We start from the raw sequence: 21055 nt of genomic DNA, 5'->3' as shown, positions 1-21055 counted from the left end.
GGCCTTCCACGTAGCCCCGACGGGATTCGAACCCGCGCTACCGCCTTGAGAGGGCGGCGTGCTAGGCCGCTACACAACGGGGCCCCAGCGATCCGGGCCGCCGAGGCGGACCGGGCCAGCGGTCCCCACCCGGAGGTGGGGAGCTGGAGTAGCCCCGACGGGATTCGAACCCGCGCTACCGCCTTGAGAGGGCGGCGTGCTAGGCCGCTACACAACGGGGCCCTAGCTGCTCAGCGCACCGGTCGACGTTCCTCGGTGATCGGCGCTGCCGCGCGCTGGGGTACCAGGACTCGAACCTAGACTAACTGAACCAGAATCAGTCGTGCTGCCAATTACACCATACCCCATGGTGATCACCCGACCGGCGGACCGCCCGGGCGAGGACGACTGTAGCCCAGCCGCGGCCCGCCGCCCAAATCCGCCCCCGCCGCGCGCAGCGGGGGCGGACGGGGCCCGGGGGCGGGACGGTGCCGGGCCTCAGCGCTGCTCGAGGACCGCGCGCAGCCGGCGCAGGCGCGCCAGGGAGGAGTCGCGGCCCAGGACCTCCATCGACTCGAACAGCGGCGGGGAGACCCGCCGGCCGGTCACGGCCGTGCGCACCGGCGCGAAGGCGAACTTGGGCTTGATCCCCAGGCCGTCGACGACGGCCGCGCGCAGCGCCGCCTCCACCCGCTCCGTGGTCCACTCCGGCAGCTCCTCCAGGGCCACCAGCGCCGCGTCGACGACGGCGGGGGCCTCCGGCTTGAGCGCGGCCAGCGCGTCCTCCTCCAGGACCACGTCCTCGTCGGCGGCGAAGAGGAAGCCGAGCATGCCCGGCGCCTGGCCCAGCAGCGTCATGCGCTCCTGCACGAGCGGGGCGGCCAGGGCCAGGCGCTCCCGCTGCTCGGCGGTCGGCTCGGCGCCCAGCACGCCCGCGTCCCGCAGGTACGGCACCAGCCGCTCGCGGAAGTCCTCCGGCGCCAGCATCCGCAGGTGCTGGGCGTTGATCGCCTCGGCCTTGGCGACGTCGAAGCGGGCCGGGGAGGCGTTGACGTCGGCCACGTCGAAGGCGGCGACCATCTCCTGGACGGTGAAGACGTCGCGGTCCTCGGCGATGCCCCACCCGAGCAGGGCCAGGTAGTTCAGCAGGCCCTCGCGCACGAACCCGCGGTCGCGGTGGTGGAAGAGGTTCGACTCCGGGTCGCGCTTGGACAGCTTCTTGTTGCCCTCGCCCGTCACGTACGGCAGGTGCCCGAAGCGCGGGACCGCCTGCGCGACGCCGATGTCGACGAGGGCGTCGTACAGGGCCAGCTGCCGGCCGGTGGAGCTGAGCAGGTCCTCCCCGCGCAGCACATGGGTGATGCCCATGAGTGCGTCGTCCACGGGGTTCACCAGCGTGTACAGCGGCTCGCCGTTGGCGCGCACCAGGACCGGGTCGGGGAAGGAACCGGCCTTGAACTCGATGCGCCCGCGCACGAGGTCGTCGAAGGAGTAGTCGCGGTCGGCCGGCACGCGCAGGCGCAGGGTGGGCTGCCGGCCCTGCGCGCGGAACTCCGCGACCTGCTCGGGCGTCAGGTCGCGGTCGTGGTTGTCGTACCCCAGCGCCGTCGGCCGGCCGGCGGCCCGGTGGCGCGCGTCGACCTCCTCGGTCGTGGAGTACGACTCGTACAGGTGCCCGGCGGCGAGCAGGCGCTGCACCACGTCCGCGTACAGCTCGCGCCGCTGGCTCTGCCGGTACGGCGCGTGCGGGCCGCCGACCTCCGGGCCCTCGTCCCAGTCCAGGCCCAGCCAGCGCAGCGCGTCGAGGATCTGCGCGTAGCTCTCCTCGCTGTCGCGCGCGGAGTCGGTGTCCTCGACGCGGAAGACGAGCTGCCCGCCGGTGTGGCGCGCGTACGCCCAGTTGAACAGGGCGGTGCGGACCAGCCCCACGTGCGGGGTCCCGGTCGGGGAGGGGCAGAACCGCACGCGCACGGCGGTGGAGGCGGGAGCAGCAGGCGTCTCAGTCATGGCCGGCCCAGGATATGCACCCACCAGGGTGGTCGCTCAGCGTCACGGGTGGGCCGTCCGGGTGGGAGCCCTCGCTCACGGACGGTCACCGGTGTCACGGTCGTGGGGACCCGCACCCCGCTCCGCGACCCAGGAGGCACCGTGCGCCACCGCACGTCCCGTCCCGTCCCGCGCGCCCGCCGCACCGGCGCCCGCGCCGCCCTCGTCCTCGCCCCGCTCGTGCTGGCGCTCTCCGGCTGCTCGGCCGTCGACGCGCTCGGCGCGCCGGCCGCGGCCGGGACGGCACCCGCCACCGCGGAGACGACCGTCGCGCCGGCGGAGGCGACCGTCGAGCCCGCCGTCGCCCCCGTGGCCGTCGAGCCCGTCCACGACGACCTGGCGCTCGGCTCGGCGCACCGGGAGCTGCGCGCCGGCGGCCTCGGCCTCGCGGTCGACTACTGGAGCACGCTGGACAAGTCGCTGTGGACGCACGGGGCCGCCAAGCCCGTCAGCCTCGCCGCCACCCTGACCGGCGACGGGCTGGGCACCGGCAAGCGCGACAAGCGCGCCTACATCAGCCGCGTCAGCGTCACCTCCACGGCCGTCGACGCCTCCGGGGCCGTCAGCGCGCCCGTCACCTACGACGACGTCGCCCGCCAGGCGCCCGGCTACCTGGCGATGGCCCCCTACGGGTACTCCACGTCGTTCGTCGTGCCCGCCGTGCCCGAGGGCGTGCGCAGCGTCGAGCTCGTCATCAGCTACGACGTGCTCGAGCAGAGCGCTCCCGGCGCCGACGACTACTCCAAGCAGACCGCGACGGACACGCTGGTCATCGCCCTCGCCGAGGGCTGAGCCCGGGAGGGCTCAGACGCCCGGGGCGACGAACGGGTTCGCCAGCGTCCCGATCCCCTCGACCTCCACCTCGACGCGCTGCCCGGCGCGCACCGGCCCGACCCCCGCGGGGGTCCCGGTCAGCAGGACGTCGCCGGGCAGCAGCGTCATGGCGCTGCTGACGTGGGCGATGATCGCCCCCAGGTCGTGGACCATCAGCGAGGTGCGCCCGTCCTGCACGAGGCGGGACTCCTCGCCGTCCACCAGCCGCGTCGTGATCCGCACGTCGGCCGGGTCCAGCTCCGTCTCGATCCAGGGACCGATGGGGGTGAACCCGTCGGCGCCCTTGGCCCGCCACCACTGCTTGTCCGGGCCCTGCAGGCTGCGGGCCGTCACGTCGTTCGCGACGGTGAAGCCGTAGACCACCTCGCGCCAGCGCTCGCGCGGGACGTCCTTGCAGATGCGGCGCACCACGACGGCCAGCTCGCCCTCGTAGTGCAGCTCCTCGCCCGCCCACGCCGGGACCACCACCGGGTCGCCCGGGCCGGCCACCGAGGTGTTCGGGACGGTGAACACGAGCGGCTCGTCGGGGACCTCGTTGCCCAGCTCCTCCGCGTGCGCGGCGTAGTTGCGCCCGATGCCCAGCACCTTGCTGCGCGGGATCACCGGGGCCAGCAGCCGCGCGTCCTCCAGCGGCACCCGCTCCCCCGTCGGGTTCAGCGGCGTGTACAGCGGGTCGCCGGAGACGACGAGCAGCTCCTCCTCGCCGGCCGGGCCCTCCACGACGGCGTAGCGCGGGTCGGACCCGCCGGCCGTGAACCTCGCGATGCGCATGCGCCCACCCTAGTGACGACCCCCGCGAGCGCCGCCCGGGCCGCCGCGGGCCGGTGCCGGCTCACCCCGCCAGGTCGGTGAGCTGGTCGACGAACAGCACGAGGAACAGCAGCCCGCTGGCGGCCAGGGCGACGTTGCTCACCGGCCCGCTGCGGTGCTCGCGCGGGGTCCGGTCGGAGTTGAGCAGCAGCAGCAGCGTCACCGCCAGGAACGGCAGGAAGAACGAGCCGAGCACCCCGTAGGCGACGATCAGCCCGAACGGCTCGTCGAGGAACAGCAGGGCGATCGGCGGGAACGTCAGCCACAGCAGGAACAGCCGGAACGGCGCGCTGCGCTCGGCGGTGCCGTCGGCCACGCGGGCGCTGGCCTCCTGCCCGGCCGGGGCGCGCAGGTTCGCCCAGAAGTCCGCGACCATCAGGCTCACCCCGTTCCACACGCCCAGCAGCGAGGAGAACGAGGTGGCGAAGAACCCGACGAGGAAGACGGCCGACAGCACGCCGCCGTAGCGCTCGCGCAGCAGCTCGTCCAGGTCGAGCAGCCCCGCGTCGCCGGAGGTGATGTCGGCGCCGACCGCGTGGACCAGCTCGGCGCCGACGACCACCATCGCCAGGACGAACACGCCCGTGGTCGCGTACGCGACGCGGTTGTCCCAGCGCATGACGCGCATCCACGTGCTGTCCCGCCAGCCCTTGGCGTTGATCCAGTAGCCGTAGGCGGCCATCGTGATCGTGCCGCCCACCCCGCCGATCAGGCCCAGCGTGTAGACGGTGGACCCCTCCGGCAGGCCCTGGGCGAACCCGCCCGCCGCGCCCGGGACGCGGTCGACGAGCAGCAGGACCGCCAGCCCCACCACGACGACGAACATCACGCCGACGCAGACGGTGACGACCTTCTCGAACAGCGCGTACCGGCCCAGCCCCACCAGCAGCAGTCCGGCCACCCCGCAGCCCACCGCCCAGGGCTTGAGGTCCCCGCCGAACAGCGCGGCCAGCGGCAGCGCGGAGGCCGTCATCGCCGAGGCGCCGTAGACGAAGCCCCACACCAGGACGTAGACGCCGAAGTAGGCGGTCGTCCAGGACCCCAGCGAGCGCCACCCGGCGAACAGGGTGGAGCCCGTCGCCAGGTGGAAGCGGCCGACGGCCTCGGCCAGCACGATCTTCACGACGCAGCCGACGACCGCCGCCCACAGCAGCGCGTAGCCGAAGCGGCCGCCGGCCACCAGGGTGGCGACCAGGTCGCCGGCCCCGACACCCGTGGCGGCCACCACGATGCCGGGGCCGACCAGCCGCCACCGGCGCCGGCGCGCGCCCGCGTCGACCTCGCCCGTCGGACCGTCCACCGCTCCCACGCTCGCTCCCCCCTCGGGCCGCGCGCCGGGCGCGGCGACGGTGCGGCCGGCTCAGACCAGGCGGGTCGTCCAGCCGTGCGGGTCGGCGGCGCGCCCGTACTGCACGTCGAGCAGCGTGCGCCGCACGGCCGTCGTCACCGGGCCGGCCTCGGCGCCGTGCACGACCTCGCCCTCCGGCGACACCAGGCGCCCCACGGGGGTGACGACCGCGGCCGTGCCGCACGCGAACACCTCGGTGATGCGCCCGGAGGCGACGCCCTCGCGCCACTCGTCCACGCCCACCCGCCGCTCGACGACCTCGTGGCCGAGGTCCTTGGCCAGCTCCAGGATCGAGGCGCGGGTGATGCCCTCCAGGATCGTGCCGGTCAGCTCGGGCGTGACGATCGTGCCGTCGTCGTGGACGAAGAACAGGTTCATCCCGCCCAGCTCCTCGACCCAGCGGTGCTCCACGGCGTCGAGGAAGCACACCTGGTCGCAGCCGTGCGCGGCGGCCTCCTCCTGCGCGGCCAGCGAGGCGGCGTAGTTCCCGCCGCACTTCGCCGACCCGGTGCCGCCCAGGGCGGCGCGCGTGTACTCCTGCGACAGCCAGATCGAGACGGGCTTGACGCCGCCGGTGAAGTACGAGCCGGCCGGGGAGGCGATGACGAGGAACCTCACCTCGCGGGCCGAGCGGACCCCCAGGAACGCCTCGGTGGCGACCATGAACGGGCGCAGGTACAGCGAGGACTCCCCGCCGCTGGGCACCCACTCCACGTCGGCGCGCACCAGCGAGGTGACGGCCTCCAGGAACATCTGCTCCGGGACCTCCGGCAGCGCCAGGCGCCGCGCCGAGCGCGCCATCCGGGCTGCGTTGGCGGCCGGGCGGAACGCCCACACCGACCCGTCCTCGCGGCGGTAGGCCTTCATGCCCTCGAAGACCTCCTGCGCGTAGTGCAGGACGGCCGCGGCCGGGTCGAGCGAGAGCGGGCCGTAGGGGACGACGGCCGTGTCGTGCCAGCCGTCCTCCGGGGTCCAGGTCGCGGTGGCCATGTGGTCGGTGAAGTGCTTGCCGAACCCGGGGGCGGCCAGCACCTGCGCGCGACGCTCCGCCGCTACCGGTGCCGCCGAGGCGGTCAGCGGGAACTTCACGGCGGTGGTCTCGGCGCTCATGCGCGTCGTCTCCTCGGCTGCGGGCGGGCGCGCCCGGTGCGGGCGCTCCCGGCACGGTACTCCGTCGTCCCGCGCCCGCCCCGGGCCCGCGCGGGGCCCCGCGCCTCAGCCGGCGGCGAGCTGCGCCAGCGCGTCGCCCACCTGCGGGGTGCTGCGCCGGGCGGGCACCTCGCCGGCCGCGCGGCGGGCCAGGTCGGCGCTCACCGCGGACTCCACGCGGGCGGCCGCCTCGGCCAGGCCCAGGTGGTCCAGCAGCAGCGCCACCGACAGCACCGCGGCCGTCGGGTCGGCCAGCTGCTGCCCCGCGATGTCGGGCGCGGAGCCGTGCACGGGCTCGAACATGCTGGGGGCCGTGCGGTCGGGGTTGACGTTGCCGCTGGCGGCCAGCCCGATGCCGCCCGTCACGGCGGCCGCGAGGTCGGTCAGGATGTCGCCGAACAGGTTGTCGGTGACGACCACGTCGAACCGGGACGGGTCGTTGACCAGGAAGATCGTCGCGGCGTCCACGTGCAGGTAGTCCACGGCCACCTCGGGGAACTCCGCGCCCACGGCCTCGACCGTGCGCCGCCACAGGTGCCCGGCGTGCACGAGGACGTTGTGCTTGTGCACCAGGGTGAGCTTCCGTCGCGGGCGGGCCTGCGCGCGGCGGAACGCGTCGCGCACGACGCGCTCGACGCCGTGGGCGGTGTTCACGCTGACCTCGGTGGCGATCTCGTGCGGGGTCCCCACGCGCAGCGCCCCGCCGTTGCCGACGTAGGGGCCCTCGGTGCCCTCGCGCACGACGACGAAGTCCACCTCGCCCGGGTCCGCCAGCGGCGTCGGCACCCCCGGGTACAGCTTCGAGGGGCGCAGGTTCACGTAGTGGTCCAGCTCGAAGCGCAGCCGCAGCAGCAGCCCGCGCTCCAGGACGCCGCTGGGCACCGTCGGGTCGCCGACCGCGCCGAGCAGGATCGCGTCGTGCCCGCGCAGCTCGGCCAGCACGCTGTCCGGCAGCGTCTCGCCCGTGCGGTGGTACAGCCGCGCGCCCAGGTCGTACTCGGTGGTCTCCACCCGCGGGCCCGCGCCGCCCACGACGGCGCGCAGGACCTTCAGCGCCTCGGCGGTCACCTCCTGCCCGATGCCGTCGCCGGGGATGACCGCGAGCCGCAGGGTGTCCGCCATGCGCGCGAGCCTAGCCAGGCCCGCGCGCCGCCGGCCGCGCCGACCCGGGCGCGCGGCACGATGGGCCCGTGACGTCCGCGAGCGCCGCCGGTCCCGTCCCGGTGTGCGAGTTCTGCTCCAGCGGTGACGAGGTGGCGGTGCAGGAGCGCCTGGGGGTGCGGGTGGCCGTCTGCGCCGCGTGCACCGCCCGCTTCGCGGCGGCGCGCTCCGGCCCGCCGCCGGTCGAGGCGCCGGCACCGGCGCCGGTGGGGCTGCCGCCCACGCTGGGCGAGCAGGCCGGGACCGTGCTGGCGCACGTGCGGCGGATGGCGCGGCTGGCGGCCGCCCGTCCGTGGACCGAGGAGGTGTGCGCGCGCTGCGGCGCGGTGGTGCACCGCTACCGCGCCGGGGACGGCGACGACCGCTCCGGGGACGGGCACGTGGACCTGGCGCGCGAGCCGGTGCTGGCGGCCGCGGTGCCGCCGGGGGCGCGCTGGGAGGTCGTGGACGGCCGGGCCGCGCCCGCCGCGGGCGACGACCCGGACCGGGTCGGCGCGCGCGTGCCGCACGCGCTGGTGTGCGCCGACGCCGAGGCACCGGGCAACGCGCGGCTGCACCAGCTGTGGGCCGCCAACCGGCGCGGGCGCGACCGCCGCGACGACGCGCCCGACGGCCCCCGCGACGACCTCCTCGACGACCCGGGCCCGTCCGGCGCCTGAGCGCGGCGGCTCAGCCCGCCACGGCGGGCGCCTCCGAGCGCAGCACCAGCGCGCCGTCCTCGTCGCGCACCTCCACCGCGGCGACGTCCTCGCGCAGCACCGCCGCGTTGAGCCGGCACTCCACCGGCACCCGGCTGCCCAGGAACGATCCGGACCCCGCCTCCGCGCCGTCCCCGCGCACCAGGACGACGGCGTACTCGCGGCCGGCCGGCAGGCCGGCGACGTCCAGGACGGTCTCGGTGCCCCACGTGTGGGCGACCAGGGCGACGTCGGCGCGCACCCCCTCGGGCTCGCCGAGGACCACCAGCTCCTCCACGGCGCCGAGGGTGCCCGGCGGGCCCTGCACGGGCCGGTCGGCGACCTCGCGGCCCACCGTCACCGCGCCCGCGCCGATCCCGGCGCCGACCACGACGGCCGCGGCGGCGCCGACCCAGCGCGAGGCGGTGCGCCGCCGGTGCAGCGCCCCCGCGGGCGCCGCGGCCGGGCCGGCCCCGGTCGCGCCGCCGGGAAGCACCGGGCCGGGCGGCGGCACGGGCTCGTCCCACCCGGACCCGCGCGGCGGCAGCGCGGCGAGCACCTCGCGGTGCGCGCGCAGCTCCTCCGCCACCGACGGGTCGGCCGCGGCCAGCGCGTCCAGCTCCCGCGCCTCGGCGGGGCTCAGGTCGCCGACGGCGGCGGCGCCCAGCAGCTCGGCGCGCCGGTCCTGGGCCGCGGGGTCCTCGCCCGCGGGGTCGTCGCGCTCGTCAGCCACGCCGCTCACCCCCCTCCTCCAGCGTCCGGCGCAGCGCCTTGAGGGCGTGGTGCATGCGCGTGCGCAGCGTGGCGACCGGGACACCGGTCACCGCGGACAGCTCCTGGTAGCCGGCGCCGCGCAGGTGCACGGCCACGACGACCTGCCGGTGCTCGGGCGACAGCCGCGCCAGGGCCTCGTGCACGAGCAGGCGGTCGACGCTCGCCGCGGCCGGGTCGCGCACGACGCCCGGCACCACTCCGGGCAGCGCGGAGGCGGCACCGGCGGACGCGCCGGCGGGCTCGGCCGCCGTCGCCGGGTCGACGGGGCGGGGGCGGCGCTGGCGGGCCCGGTGGGCGTCGACGACGACGTTGCGGGCGATGGCGAACAGCCAGGTGCGCACCGACCCCTCGTCGCGCGCGTACCGCTCGCGGGCGCGCCAGGCCCGCACGAACGTCTCCTGCAGGGCGTCCTCGGCGGCCGCCCGGTCCCCCAGCGCGTTGACCGCGAAGGCGAGCAGCGGCCCGGCCTCCTCGCGGTAGGCGGCGTCGACGTCGAAGCCGCCCGCGCCGGACCCGGGGTCGGCGTCGGGGGTGGCGCCGGAGGCCGTGCCGGGAGCGGTGTCGCGCACGTCGACGGCGCGCAGCGGGGCCCCGCGGCGGCCCCGCCACCCCGGACGGGCCACGGCCGCCACCTCCCCGCACGTCACCACCGCCACACCAGCACCTCGCGCTCCGGGCGGACCCGCCCGACCGTACCGACACCCCGTCGCAGGTGAGTACGCGAGGCGGGCGCGGCGCGTTCACACCCATCCCAGATCGACGCGCCGTGATCGTGAACGCACGCAGGGTCCCGGTCGTACCCCCCACCAGCGCGGGTCCCGGACGAGGCCCGGAGGGGAGGTCCCGTCCGGGCCCGCGCACGACGGACGCGCGCTGCCGCGCGCGGTGAGCGGGTGGGGACGAGCCGGCCTGTAAGCCGGATCCTGTGCCCGGCGCGCGAGCGCGCCGGCGGCGGCCATCCCTCTCGGACGTGCGTCACCGCACGCCTCCAGCGACCTACCCGGCAGCTCGGGCGGGCCGCCCTCGGACGCTGCCTGTCTGGTCTTGCTCCGGGTGGGGTTTGCCGAGCCGCACCGGTCACCCGGTGCGCTGGTGGTCTCTTGCACCACCGTTTCACCCTTGCCGCCCCGCTCGCGCGGGGGTAGGCGGTCTTCTCTCTGTGGCACTTTCCCGCGGGTCACCCCGGGTGGGCGTTGCCCACCACCCTGCCCTGTGGAGTCCGGACTTTCCTCGGCGACCGGCACCCCGGGGGGCACCGGCCGACGCGACCGCCCGGCCGACTCGTCCGCCGCCGATGGTAGCGGCGGCCCCGCGCAGGCCCACAGCCGGCGTGGGTAGGGTCCCCGCCCGTGCTCGTGCTGCTGCCGCCCTCGGAGACCAAGTGGGCGGGCCCGGACCGCGGGCGCCCCGTCGCGCTGGAGCGCCTGTCGCACCCGGACCTCACCGCGGCGCGCGCCACCGTCCTGGACGCGCTGGCGGCCGTCTCGGCCCGGCCGGACGCCGCCGCCGTGCTCGGCACCGGCCCGGCGCTGGCGGACGTCGTCGCCGCCAACACCACGCTGCGCGCGCGCCCGGCCGCCCCCGCGGCCGACGTCTACCGCGGCGTGCTGTTCGACGCGCTGGACCTGCCGTCCCTGCCGGCGGCCGCCGCCCGCCGCGTCCTCGTCGTCTCGGCGCTGTGGGGGCTGCTGCACCCGCGCGACCGCGTGCCCGGCTACCGGCTGTCGATGGGCACCGACCTGCCGGGTCCCGGCCCGCTGGCCCGGTTCTGGCGCCCGCACCTGGAGCGGGTGCTGCACCCGGCCGGCGTCGTCCTGGACTGCCGCTCCGCCGCCTACGCCGCCGCCTGGGTCCCCGACGCCGCGACGGCGGGGCGGACGGCGGCCGTGCGCGTCCGGCGCGGCGGCGCGGTCGTCTCGCACGACGCCAAGCGCGTCCGCGGCCTCGTCGCCCGCCACCTGCTGACCCGGCCCGGGCGCCCGCCGCGCACCGTCGCCGCCCTGCACGCGGCGGTCGCGGAGGCCTTCGCCGTCGAGCTGGTCCCACCGGCCCGCCGCGGCGCGAGCTGGACGCTCGACGTCGACGCCGCCTGAGCCGGGCCGGACGAGCGCGGTGTGGTGGCTCGCCGGCCTGACCGGTGCCCTGTGCGTCCTGACCGGCGCCCTCAGCGGCCACGGCCTGGCGCAGGTCGCGGAGCGGGCCGGGCCGGTCCTGGGCTTCCTGCTCGCCGTCACCGTGGTGGCCGAGCTGGCCGACCGGGCCGGGGTCTTCGACGCCGCCGCGCGCCGGGCCGCGCGCGCCGGTCGCGGTCGCACCTGGCTGCTGTGGCTGCTCGTCGTCGCCCTCGGCACGGCGGCCACCGTCGTGCTGTCCCTGGACACCACGGCCGTCCTGCTGACCCCGGTGGTGCTGTCGCTGGCGGCGCAGCTGCGCCTGGACCCGCTGCCGTTCGCCTTCACGACCGTGTGGCTGGCCAACACCGCCTCGATGCTGCTGCCGGTCTCCAACCTGACGAACCTGCTGGCGCTGTCCACCCTGGACGACCTCGGCGCGGGCGGGGTGCGCGCCTTCGTCGGCCTGACGTGGGCGCCGTTCCTGGCGGGCGCGGGCACGGCCGTGGCCGTCCTGGCCCTGACCCAGCACCGCCGCCTGCGCGGGCGCTACCCCGCCCCGCCGCCTGCCGCGCCCGTCGACCCCGTCTCGTTCCGCACGGCCCTCGTCGTGTGCTGCCTGCTGGCCCCGGCGTTCGTCAGCGGCGTCGAGCCCGTCGTCCCCGCGACCGTCGCCGCGCTGGTGCTGGTGGCGGTGGCGGCCCGCCGCGACCGGGCGGCGCTGCGGCCCGCGCTGCTGCCGTGGCGCACGGTGGTGCTGGTGGCCGGGCTGTTCCTCGTCGTGCAGACCGCCCGCGAGCACGGGCTGGCGGACGTCCTGGCGCCCGTGGCGGGCGGCGGGGAGGGCTTCGCGGCGCACCTGCGGCTGGCGGCGACGTCGGCGGTGACGGCCAACCTCGTCGACAACCTGCCCGCCTACCTGGCCGTCGAGCCGCTCGCGAGCAGCCCCGCGCGGCTGGTGGCCGTCCTCGTCGGCGTCAACCTCGGCCCGCTGGTGACGCCGTGGGCGTCGCTGGCGACGCTGCTGTGGCTGGACCGCTGCCGCTCCCGCGGCGTGGCCGTCGGGCGCGCGCGGTTCGCGCTGCTGGGGCTGCTGGGCGCCCCCGCGTGCGTGCTGGCCGGGGTCGCGGCCCTGCAGCTGACCGCCTGAACCGGCTGCTCCACCCGGGCGGTACCGGCGCCGGGCGGGCCCGTGAGCGCCGGCTCCGTGCCAGCGTGGACGGGTGCCGCGCCGTCCCCGCCGCCGCCGCCGGGCGGGTGCCGGTGCTCCCGCTCGCCTCGTGCTGCTGGCGCTGTTGGCCGCAGCGGGCCTGGGCGGGGGGGCCGCCCCGCCCCCCTCCCCCCCGCAGGGGGTGCGGCTGCACGTGAGCGCGGACCGCCAGGCGGCGCGGGCGGCCGCCGCGGCCCCCGCTGCCGGCTCGGCCGCGGAGGCCGACGCCCTCGACGTGCTCGCCGCGCAGCCCACCGCCGTGTGGCTGGGCTCCTGGCTGTCGCCGCAGCGGGCCGCCGACCGCACCCGCGAGGTCGTCGCCGCCGCGGCCGCCGGGGGCACCGTGCCCGTGCTCGTCCTGTACGCCCTCCCGCACCGCGACTGCGGGGGCTGGTCGGCCGGCGGCAGCGCGGACGCCGCCTCCTACCGCGCGTGGTCGGCGGCCGTGGCCGGCGCCCTGGGCCCTCAGCGCGCCGTCGTGGTCCTGGAGCCGGACAGCCTCGGTCAGCTGGACTGCCTCGACGGGGCCGCGCGCGCCGAGCGCTACGCCCTGCTGCGCGGGGCCGTGCGGGAGCTGACGGCCCACCCGGCCACCCTGGTCTACCTCGACGGCGGCCACTCGGACTGGCTGCCTGCCGAGGAGGCCGCCGCCCGGTTGCGGCGGGCCGGTGTCGCCGGGGCCCGCGGCTTCGCCACCAACGTCTCCAACGCCCGCAGCACCGCCGACGAGGTGGCCTGGGGGCTGCGCGTGAGCGCGCTGACGGGCGGGGCGCGCTTCGTCGTCGACACCTCGCGCAACGGCCGGGGTCCGGCGACCGGCGGCGACCCGTGGTGCAACCCGCCGGGGCGCGCGCTGGGGCGACCGCCCCTGTCGGCGCGACCGGCCCCGGAGGTCGACGCGCTGCTGTGGGTCAAGGCGCCCGGGGAGTCCGACGGGGACTGCGGCCGGGGCGAGCCGGCCGCCGGCCGCTTCTGGCCCGCCTACGCGGTGGGCCTGGTGCAGCGCCGCGCCTGGTGAGACCGCGGGTCCGGGGGTCGGCGCCTCAGACCCGGTTGACGGCCAGGACCTCCGCCACGCCGTCGGGGCTGTAGCGCAGCACCGTGCGCGAGGCCGGGTCGAGGTGGATGCGCCGCTGCAGCTGCGGCCCGGCTCCCAGCGCGGAGCGCAGCAGCACCCGCAGCGGGTCCCCGTGGCTGACCAGCACGACCCGCCGGCCGGCCCAGCGCCGCAGCAGGTCCGCGCGCGCCGCCGCGACCCGCCGCTCCACCACGGCCAGGGACTCCCCGCCGGGGCAGGGGGTGTGGGGCGAGGCGTCCCAGGCGGCGTGCTCGGCGGGCCAGCGCTCGACGACCTCCGCGGCCGTCAGCCCGTCCCACTCGCCGAAGTCGGTCTCGTCCCACTGCGGGTCCACGACGACGTCGGCGCCCACCGCCGCGGCGACGGCGCGCGCGGTCTGCGTGGAGCGGCGCAGCGTGGAGGTGACGACCACGTCGGCGCCGCGCACCTCGGGGCTGGCCGCCGCGGCGGCGGCCTCGCGCAGGCCCCGCTCCGACAGCTCCGGGTCGGCGCCGTAGCGGCCCGACAGCCGCCGCTGCTCGGTCAGCGCGGTGGAGGCGTGCCGGACGAGGACGAGGGTCGTGCGCGGGCCCCGCTCCTCCCCCGCCGGGGCGCTGGCCGGGGCGCTGGCCGGGGCGCTGGCCGGGGCGCTGGCCGGGGCGCTGGCCGGGGCGCTGGCCGGGGCGCTGGCCGGGGCGGCGGTCCCGCTCGCACGCTGCCAGGTGCGCCCCGCGGCGGCGGCGTCCATCGCCTCGTTGGCCAGGCGGTCGGCGTGGGAGTTCTGCGCCCGCGGCACCCAGCGGTACGACACCTGCCGGGCGGGCAGGACCTCGCGGGCCCGCTGGGCCAGGACCTTCATGTCGGCGTGCTTGACCTGCCAGCGGCCCGACATCTGCTCCACGACGAGCTTGGAGTCCATCCGGACCTCCACGCGCGCGCCCGGGTCGAGGGCCGCGGCCGCCTCCAGCCCGGCGACGAGGCCGCGGTACTCGGCGACGTTGTTGGTGGCGCGCCCGATCGCCTCGGCGACCTCGGCCAGCACCTCACCGGTGTCCGCGTCCTTGACGACCGCGCCGTAGCCGGCCGGGCCGGGGTTGCCGCGCGACCCGCCGTCGGCCTCGACCCGCAGCGAGCGGGCGCTCACAGCCCCGACTCGTCGGTGCGGACGAGGATGCGCCCGCACTCCTCGCAGAAGACGACCTCGTCGCTGGCGGCGGCGCGGGTGGCGGCCAGGTCGGAGGCGTTCAGCTCCAGGCGGCAGCCCTCGCAGCGGCGCGCGCGCAGCAGCGCCGCCCCCACGCCCCCGCGCGGGGCGCGGACCTTCTCGTACAGGGCGACCAGGGCGTCCTCGACCGTCATCGCGACGGCCTCGCGGCGGGCCACCGCCGCGCGCTCCTCGCCGGAGATCTCCTCCAGGGCGGCGTCGCGGCGGCTGGTGACCTCCACGGCCCGCGCCTCCAGCTCGGCGTCCTGCCCGGCCAGCTCGGCGGCCGCGGCCTGCGCCTGCTCCAGGCGCTCCATGACCTCCAGCTCCTCGTCCTCCAGCACGGACTGGCGGCGGGCCAGGGACTCCAGCTCGTGCTGCAGGCCCTGCAGGTCCTTGGCGCTGCCCTGCCCGGACTCCAGCCGCTTCGTGTTGCGGTCGGCGCGGTCGCGCACCTGCTGCACGGCGGCCTCGGCGCGGGCCACGTCGCGCTCGGCGTCACCGACGAGGGTGCGGGCGGCGACGAGGCGGTCGCCCACCGTCCGGCGCTCGGCCAGCACGGCGTCGAGCTCGGCCTGCTCCGGCAGGGTCGCGCGCCGGTGCGCGAGCTGGGCCAGGCGGGTGTCGAGGCTCTGCAGGTCCAGCAGGCGCTGCTGGTCGATCGCCGGGGCCTTGGGCATGCGGCCGGGTCACTCTCCTCGGCTGGGGACGCGCGCCGTCCAGGGGTCGGTGCGCGTGGTGGACACGTGGGCGTCCACGGTACGGCCGCTCGCGGCGACGGCCGCCACCAGCCGGTCGGCGGCCCCGGCCAGCCAGGGCCACTCGCTGGCCCAGTGGGACACGTCGACCAGGTGCGGCGCGCCGCCGGCGTCGAAGGCGGCCCGCTCGCGGGCCTCGGAGGCCGGGTGGTGGCGCAGGTCGGCGGTCACGAAGACGTCGGCGCCGCTGGCGCGCACCCGCTCGAACAGGCTGTCGCCGGAGCCCCCGCAGACGGCGACGCGCTGCACGAGCGCGTCGGGGTCGCCGGCCACGCGCACGCCCTGCTCGGTCTCGGGCAGCGCCTCGGCGACGCGGGCGGCGAAGTCGGCCAGGCGCTCGGGCGCGGCCAGGCGACCGACGCGGCCGATGCCCAGGTCGGGCCGGTCCGGTTCCTGCGGCAGCGGCTCGAGGGGCTCCAGGTGGTCCAGGTCCAGCACGCGCGCGAGCGCGTCGGAGACGCCCGGCCCGCCCGCGTCGGCGTTGGTGTGGGCGACGTACAGGGCGCACCCGGCCCGCACCAGGCGGTGCACGAGGCGGCCCTTGGGGGTGGTGGCGGCCACCGAGCTGACCGGGCGCAGCAGCAGCGGGTGGTGCACCAGCAGCAGGTCGGCGCCGCGCTCGAGGGCCTCGTCGACGACGGCCTCGACGGGGTCCACGGCCAGCAGGACGCGGCGCACGGGCTGCTCGGGGTCGCCGCAGACCAGGCCCACGGCGTCCCACGGCTGCGCCCAGCGCGGCGGGTGGACCGTCTCCAGGTGCCGCACCACGTCGGCGAGGGAGGGGGCGGCGGGAGGCTCAGCGGGGGCCTCGGCGGGACCGGGCGGCGTCGGCGTGTCCACGCCCGGACCCTAGCGGCGCCTCCCGCGGCGAGCGGGGGCGGCGGCGGGTGGGCCCGGCCGGTCTCGAACCGACGACACCCGCGGTGTAAGCGCGGTGCTCTACCAGCTGAGCTACGGGCCCCCGCCCCGGTGCGGCCGGGGCGTGCCCACGGTAGTCGCCCGGCCCGGCGCCCACCCGGTCCCCGGCCCCCGCTCAGCCGGGCGCGCCGCCGGCCAGGACGTCGCGCACGGTGTCCATGTGCTCGCCCACGGCGCGAGCGCGCCCGTGCTCGCCGTGCAGGGCCCAGCGCACGCGCCCGTCCACGAGGAGCAGCGAGGTGCGCCGGGCCACGCCCAGCTCGTCGTCGAAGGCCCCCAGAGCGCGGCAGGCGCGCCCGTGCGGCCAGAAGTCCGACAGCAGGGGGAAGCGCGCGCCGTGCTCCTGCCCCCACGCCCGCAGCACGGGCACGGGGTCGCAGGAGAGCACGGCGAGCTGGGCGCCGGCGTCCTCGAACTGCGCGGTGGCGGCGACGAGGGCACCCAGCTCGGCGGTGCAGTGCGTGGAGAACGCGCCGGGGACGAGCACCAGCAGCGCCGGGCCGTCCTCCCACAGCTCCCCCAGGCGCAGGGGCGCGCCGTACTGGTCGCGCACGGGCACCCCGCCGGGGACGGCGTCCCCGGGCGCGAGCGGCCCGCCCGGGCCCGCGGGCGCGGCAGGGGTCAGCGGCGGCCGTTCTTCGGGGTCGTCATCCGGGTCCCGGCCCAGTTGGCCGACGCGCTCACGCTGGACGTCGCGTGCAGCCCGGCCGTGGGCGCGGACTCGTCGATGTCCCCGGCGTCGACGTACCCCGGGCGTCCCTTCTTGGGCGTCAGCAGCCAGATGACCCCGCCCTCGGCGAGGTTGGTGCCGGCGTCCACGAGCGCGTCCACCAGGTCGCCGTCCCCGTCCCGGTACCAGCACAGCGCGACGTCGGCCACGTCGTCGGCGTCCTCGTCGAGCAGCTCGCTGCCGACGAGCTGCTCGACCGCGGCGCGGAAGTCCTCGTCGACCCCCTCGTCCCAGCCGAACTCCTGCACCAGCTGGCCGGGCTTGAAGCCCAGCTTGGCCACTGCGGCGGTGTCTGCCGCAGGGTCCGTGGTCGCACCCACGTGCTGTCCTGCCTCCCTCTCGTGGTGCCGCGCTGCGCGGCACCGCCCCCACCGGCGGTCGTCACCGGTGCTCGTGACCTCCTAGTGCAGCGGAGGAAGGGGCAGGTGCGCAAGGCGTGACGCGCTGCGACGTGGCAGCCTGCCGGTGTGGGACGGGTCACGACGCGCACGCGCACCGAGCGGCTGGACGTCGCGGCGGGCACCCGCACCGCGCGCGCGGACACCCTCGCGGTGGAGGAACCGCTGCAGCTGGAGGTGGACGGCGAGCAGCTGACCGTGACGATGCGCACACCCGGCGACGACGTCGACCTCGTGCTGGGCTTCCTGCACGCCGAGGGGCTGCTGCGCAGCGCGGACGACGTCGTGGGCGTGCAGCACTGCAGCGCGCCGGGGCCCGACGGGCTGCCCACCTTCAACCTCGTCCGGGTGGCCGCCGCGCCCGGCTCGCGCCTGGCCGGCGAGCGCGTGCCGCGCCCGTTCACCACGACGTCGGCGTGCGGGGTGTGCGGCTCGCTCAGCGTCGACGACGTCATGGCGCGCCTGCCGCACGAGGGCGCGGCCGACGACCCCGTCGAGGTGGGCCTGGACGTGCTGGCGGGCCTGCCGGAGGCGCTGCGCGCGGCGCAGGCGGCGTTCGAGCGCACCGGCGGCCTGCACGCGGCGGGCCTGTTCAGCGCCGACGGGGAGCTGCTGTGCCTGCGCGAGGACGTCGGCCGGCACAACGCCGTGGACAAGGTGGTCGGCTGGGCGCTGCGCGAGGGGCTGCTGCCGCTGCGCGGGCGGGTCCTCGTCGTCAGCGGCCGCGCCTCCTTCGAGCTGGTGCAGAAGGCCGCGATGGCCGGCGTGCCCGTCCTGGCGGCCGTCTCGGCGCCCTCCTCGCTGGCGGTGTCGCTGGCGCGCGGGGCGGGGATGACGCTGGTGGGCTTCCTGCGCCCGCCCACCGCCAACGTCTACGCCGGCGGCCACCGCCTGCGCTGGGGCGCCGGGGCGGGGGAGGTGGCCCGCGCCGGCTCGGAATAGCCTGGGGGGGTGCCCGCTGACCGCGGGCTCCTCGACCCAGCGGGAGGACCACCACCGTGGCCAGACGCGACGACGCGGGGAACGGCCCCGCCGGGCTCGGCCCCATCATGAACGGGCTGCCCAGCCAGCTGCCCGACATCGACCCCGAGGAGACCTCGGAGTGGCTCGCGTCCCTGGACGCGGTCGTCGACGAGCGCGGACAGAACCGGGCGCGCTACCTCATGCTCCAGCTGCTGCAGCGCGCCCGCGAGAAGCAGGTGGGCGTCCCCAGCCTCACCGCGACCGACTACATCAACACCATCGGCCCCGAGCAGGAGCCGTGGTTCCCCGGTGACGAGGAGGTCGAGCGCCGCTACCGCGCCTGGATCCGCTGGAACGCCGCGGTCATGGTGCACCGCGCGCAGCGGCCGGACATCGGTGTCGGCGGTCACATCTCGACGTACGCCTCCTCGGCGACGCTGTACGAGGTCGGCTTCAACCACTTCTTCCGCGGCAAGGACCACGCGGGCGGCGGCGACCAGGTCTTCATCCAGGGACACGCCTCCCCCGGCGTGTACGCGCGCGCCTTCCTCGAGGGCCGGCTGTCCGCCGAGCAGCTGGACGGCTTCCGCCAGGAGGTCTCGGCGGCGCCGAACGGGCTGTCCTCCTACCCGCACCCGCGGCTGATGCCGGACTTCTGGGAGTTCCCGACCGTCTCGATGGGCCTGGGCCCGGCGAACGCGATCTACCAGGCGCAGTTCAACAAGTACCTGCACAACCGGGGCCTGCGCGACACCTCGCAGCAGCACGTGTGGGCGTTCCTGGGCGACGGGGAGATGGACGAGCCGGAGTCGCGCGGGTTCGCGCAGCTGGCCGCCTACGAGGAGCTCGACAACCTCACCTTCGTCGTCAACTGCAACCTGCAGCGCCTGGACGGCCCGGTCCGCGGCAACGGCAAGATCATCCAGGAGCTGGAGGCGTTCTTCCGCGGCGCGGGCTGGAACGTCGTCAAGGTCCTGTGGGGCCGCGACTGGGACCCGCTGCTGGCGGCGGACTCGCAGGGCGCGCTCGTGAACCTCATGAACGCCACCCCCGACGGGGACTACCAGACGTACAAGGCCGAGAACGGCAAGTTCGTCCGCGACCACTTCTTCGGCCGGGACGAGCGCACGGCCAAGCTCGTCGCGGACATGAGCGACGACCAGATCTGGAGCCTCAAGCGCGGCGGGCACGACTACCGCAAGGTGTACGCGGCGTACAAGGCCGCGCTGGCGCACACCGGCCAGCCCACGGTGATCCTCGCCAAGACCATCAAGGGCTACGGCCTGGGCCCGCACTTCGCCGGCCGCAACGCCACGCACCAGATGAAGAAGCTCACGCTGGAGGACCTCAAGCTCCTGCGCGACTCCCAGCGCATCCCGATCTCCGACGAGGAGCTCGAGCGCGACCCGTACCGCCCGCCGTACTACCACCCGGGCGAGTCCGACGAGGCGGTGCAGTACCTGCGCAAGCGCCGCGCCGACCTCGGCGGCCCGGTGCCGCAGCGGCGGGTGCAGCACGCCCCCGTCCACCTGCCCGGCGACGAGTCCTACAAGGTCGCCGCCAAGGGGTCGGGCAAGCAGGAGGTCGCCACGACGATGGCGTTCGTCCGCCTGCTCAAGGACCTCATGCGGGACAAGGAGTTCGGCAAGCGGATCGTGCCGATCATCCCGGACGAGGCGCGCACCTTCGGGATGGACTCCCTCTTCCCGACGCTGAAGATCTACAACCCGCACGGGCAGAACTACACGTCGGTCGACCGCGACCTGATGCTGTCGTACAAGGAGTCCGAGCAGGGGCAGATCCTGCACGTGGGCATCAACGAGGGCGGTTCGATGGCCGCCTTCACGGCCGCCGGCACGTCCTACGCCACGCAGGGCGAGCCGATGATCCCGATCTACATCTTCTACTCGATGTTCGGGTTCCAGCGGACCGGCGACAACATCTGGGCGGCCGGCGACCAGATGGCCCGCGGCTTCATGATCGGCGCGACGGCGGGGCGCACGACCCTGACGGGCGAGGGCCTGCAGCACGCCGACGGGCACTCGCTGCTGCTGGCCTCGACGAACCCGGCGGTCGTCTCCTACGACCCGGCCTACGCGTACGAGATCGGGCACATCGTCAAGGACGGCCTGCGCCGCATGTACGGCGAGAAGCCCGAGAACGTCATGTACTACCTGACGGTCTACAACGAGCCGATGGTCCAGCCGGCCGAGCCGGAGGGCGTGGACGTCGAGGGCATCGTGCGCGGCCTGCACCGGGTCTCGGAGGGTTCCGGCGACGGCCCGCGCACCCAGCTGCTCGCCTCGGGCGTCGGGGTGGCGTGGGCGCTGGAGGCCCAGCAGCTGCTGCGCGACGACTTCGGCGTGGTGGCCGACGTGTGGTCGGTGACGAGCTGGAACGAGCTGCGCCGCGACGGCCTGGCCTGCGACGAGCACGCGTTCCTCAACCCCGGCGACGAGTCGAAGGTGCCGTTCATCACGCAGAAGCTGAAGGACGCCCCCGGCCCGGTCGTCGCGGTCAGCGACTGGATGCGCGCGGTGCCCGACCAGGTGCGCCAGTGGGTGCCGGGCGAGTTCGCCTCGCTGGGCGCCGACGGGTTCGGCCTGTCCGACACCCGCGCGGCGGCGCGCCGGTACTTCCACATCGACGGCCCGTCGGTGGCCGTGCGGGCGCTGGAGATGCTCGCCCGCAAGGGCGAGGTCGACTGGCGCGCGCCGGGCCAGGCGATCGACAAGTACCGCCTGCACGACGTGCGCGCCGGCCGCAGCGGCAACGCCGGCGGGGAGGCCTGAGGCTCCGGGGACACCCCTCCCCACCTCCGCGCGAGGCCCCGCACCCGTCCCGGGTGCGGGGCCGGGCGGGCCGGGGGGGGGCGGGGGGGCGGGGGGGGGGGGCGGGCGGGGGGGGCCGGCCACCCGCCCGGGCGGC

General features: G+C 76.8%; 19 protein-coding genes, 4 tRNA genes and 1 other RNA gene. 7 read left to right on the top strand and 17 right to left on the bottom strand.

Going from position 1 to position 21055, the window contains the following annotated elements:
* Positions 1-11: 11 nt before the first annotated feature.
* The 4 genes from ACRYMY_RS07950 to gltX all read right to left on the bottom strand — a co-directional run bounded on the left by ACRYMY_RS07950 (position 12) and on the right by gltX (position 1986).
* Positions 12-84: transfer RNA gene (locus tag ACRYMY_RS07950), tRNA-Glu, on the bottom strand.
* Positions 85-149: 65 nt separating this feature from the next.
* Positions 150-222 (bottom strand) — tRNA-Glu (locus ACRYMY_RS07945).
* Between the two features lie 53 nt (positions 223-275).
* A tRNA-Gln gene (locus ACRYMY_RS07940) sits at positions 276-347 on the bottom strand.
* Positions 348-477: 130 nt separating this feature from the next.
* Complete coding sequence (gene gltX, locus ACRYMY_RS07935; RefSeq protein WP_432546726.1) at positions 478-1986, bottom strand: glutamate--tRNA ligase; 1509 nt, start codon at positions 1984-1986, stop codon at positions 478-480.
* Between the two features lie 141 nt (positions 1987-2127).
* Between gltX and ACRYMY_RS07930 the strand changes: the two genes are divergently transcribed.
* Positions 2128-2817, top strand: a complete 690-nt coding sequence (locus ACRYMY_RS07930) for a hypothetical protein (RefSeq protein WP_432546725.1) — start codon at positions 2128-2130, stop codon at positions 2815-2817.
* A 12-nt stretch (positions 2818-2829) separates the two neighbouring features.
* On the opposite strand, the gene ACRYMY_RS07925 is transcribed toward ACRYMY_RS07930, so the two are convergent.
* From ACRYMY_RS07925 to ACRYMY_RS07910, 4 genes are all read right to left on the bottom strand, one after another.
* Positions 2830-3630, bottom strand: a complete 801-nt coding sequence (locus ACRYMY_RS07925) for a fumarylacetoacetate hydrolase family protein (RefSeq protein WP_432546724.1) — start codon at positions 3628-3630, stop codon at positions 2830-2832.
* 61 nt (positions 3631-3691) lie between these two features.
* Entirely contained in the window at positions 3692-4969 is a 1278-nt protein-coding gene (locus ACRYMY_RS07920; RefSeq protein ID WP_432546723.1) for an Nramp family divalent metal transporter, read from the bottom strand.
* Positions 4970-5029: 60 nt separating this feature from the next.
* Positions 5030-6127, bottom strand: coding sequence for a branched-chain amino acid aminotransferase (locus ACRYMY_RS07915; RefSeq protein ID WP_432546722.1), 1098 nt, complete (start codon positions 6125-6127; stop codon positions 5030-5032).
* A 105-nt stretch (positions 6128-6232) separates the two neighbouring features.
* Positions 6233-7288, bottom strand: a complete 1056-nt coding sequence (locus ACRYMY_RS07910; protein WP_432546721.1) for a 3-isopropylmalate dehydrogenase — start codon at positions 7286-7288, stop codon at positions 6233-6235.
* 68 nt (positions 7289-7356) lie between these two features.
* Between ACRYMY_RS07910 and ACRYMY_RS07905 the strand changes: the two genes are divergently transcribed.
* A complete protein-coding gene (locus ACRYMY_RS07905) occupies positions 7357-7986 on the top strand; it encodes a DUF6083 domain-containing protein (RefSeq protein WP_432546720.1) in 630 nt (209 codons plus the stop codon).
* A gap of 10 nt (positions 7987-7996) precedes the next feature.
* On the opposite strand, the gene ACRYMY_RS07900 is transcribed toward ACRYMY_RS07905, so the two are convergent.
* The 3 genes from ACRYMY_RS07900 to rnpB all read right to left on the bottom strand — a co-directional run bounded on the left by ACRYMY_RS07900 (position 7997) and on the right by rnpB (position 10062).
* The gene (locus ACRYMY_RS07900; protein ID WP_432546719.1) at positions 7997-8746 is read right to left on the bottom strand and encodes a hypothetical protein; all 750 of its coding nucleotides are present in this window, start codon (positions 8744-8746) and stop codon (positions 7997-7999) included.
* Positions 8730-9434 (bottom strand): sigma-70 family RNA polymerase sigma factor, encoded by a 705-nt coding sequence (locus tag ACRYMY_RS07895; protein WP_432546718.1) that lies wholly within the window; start codon positions 9432-9434, stop codon positions 8730-8732. The genes ACRYMY_RS07900 and ACRYMY_RS07895 overlap by 17 nt, the downstream gene beginning before the upstream one ends.
* 240 nt (positions 9435-9674) lie before the next feature.
* An RNA gene (rnpB, locus tag ACRYMY_RS07890) (RNase P RNA component class A) lies at positions 9675-10062 on the bottom strand.
* Between the two features lie 65 nt (positions 10063-10127).
* On the opposite strand from rnpB, the gene ACRYMY_RS07885 reads away from it, so the two are divergent.
* From ACRYMY_RS07885 to ACRYMY_RS07875, 3 genes are all read left to right on the top strand, one after another.
* Positions 10128-10871, top strand: coding sequence for a YaaA family protein (locus tag ACRYMY_RS07885; protein WP_432546717.1), 744 nt, complete (start codon positions 10128-10130; stop codon positions 10869-10871).
* Positions 10872-10890: 19 nt separating this feature from the next.
* Positions 10891-12039, top strand: a complete 1149-nt coding sequence (locus ACRYMY_RS07880; protein WP_432546716.1) for an SLC13 family permease — start codon at positions 10891-10893, stop codon at positions 12037-12039.
* A gap of 73 nt (positions 12040-12112) precedes the next feature.
* The gene (locus tag ACRYMY_RS07875; protein WP_432546715.1) at positions 12113-13117 is read left to right on the top strand and encodes a glycoside hydrolase family 6 protein; all 1005 of its coding nucleotides are present in this window, start codon (positions 12113-12115) and stop codon (positions 13115-13117) included.
* A gap of 25 nt (positions 13118-13142) precedes the next feature.
* On the opposite strand, the gene ACRYMY_RS07870 is transcribed toward ACRYMY_RS07875, so the two are convergent.
* The 6 genes from ACRYMY_RS07870 to ACRYMY_RS07845 all read right to left on the bottom strand — a co-directional run bounded on the left by ACRYMY_RS07870 (position 13143) and on the right by ACRYMY_RS07845 (position 17086).
* Positions 13143-14300 (bottom strand): bifunctional RNase H/acid phosphatase, encoded by a 1158-nt coding sequence (locus ACRYMY_RS07870; RefSeq protein WP_432546714.1) that lies wholly within the window; start codon positions 14298-14300, stop codon positions 13143-13145.
* A complete protein-coding gene (locus tag ACRYMY_RS07865; protein ID WP_432546713.1) occupies positions 14297-15040 on the bottom strand; it encodes a zinc ribbon domain-containing protein in 744 nt (247 codons plus the stop codon). The genes ACRYMY_RS07870 and ACRYMY_RS07865 overlap by 4 nt, the downstream gene beginning before the upstream one ends.
* A 9-nt stretch (positions 15041-15049) precedes the next feature.
* Positions 15050-15958: a Nif3-like dinuclear metal center hexameric protein gene (locus ACRYMY_RS07860; RefSeq protein ID WP_432546712.1), complete on the bottom strand. Its 909-nt coding sequence runs from the start codon at positions 15956-15958 to the stop codon at positions 15050-15052.
* A 48-nt stretch (positions 15959-16006) separates the two neighbouring features.
* A tRNA-Val gene (locus tag ACRYMY_RS07855) sits at positions 16007-16079 on the bottom strand.
* A gap of 72 nt (positions 16080-16151) precedes the next feature.
* Entirely contained in the window at positions 16152-16661 is a 510-nt protein-coding gene (locus ACRYMY_RS07850) for a redoxin domain-containing protein (RefSeq protein ID WP_432546772.1), read from the bottom strand.
* Positions 16658-17086, bottom strand: coding sequence for a DUF3052 domain-containing protein (locus ACRYMY_RS07845; protein ID WP_432546711.1), 429 nt, complete (start codon positions 17084-17086; stop codon positions 16658-16660). The genes ACRYMY_RS07850 and ACRYMY_RS07845 overlap by 4 nt, the downstream gene beginning before the upstream one ends.
* A 147-nt stretch (positions 17087-17233) precedes the next feature.
* Here ACRYMY_RS07845 and fdhD point away from each other — a divergent pair, with 147 nt between their 5' ends.
* Both fdhD and aceE read left to right on the top strand, forming a co-directional pair.
* A complete protein-coding gene (gene fdhD / locus ACRYMY_RS07840; protein ID WP_432546710.1) occupies positions 17234-18106 on the top strand; it encodes a formate dehydrogenase accessory sulfurtransferase FdhD in 873 nt (290 codons plus the stop codon).
* Between the two features lie 107 nt (positions 18107-18213).
* Complete coding sequence (gene aceE / locus ACRYMY_RS07835; RefSeq protein ID WP_432546771.1) at positions 18214-20919, top strand: pyruvate dehydrogenase (acetyl-transferring), homodimeric type; 2706 nt, start codon at positions 18214-18216, stop codon at positions 20917-20919.
* Positions 20920-21055: the final 136 nt, after the last annotated feature.

Origin of the sequence: Kineococcus haloalkalitolerans (assembly GCF_050871905.1) — a bacterium.
Taxonomy (GTDB): domain Bacteria; phylum Actinomycetota; class Actinomycetes; order Actinomycetales; family Kineococcaceae; genus Kineococcus.
Note: the sequence above shows the minus strand (reverse complement) of the source record. Positions and strands in the feature narration are given on the sequence as shown.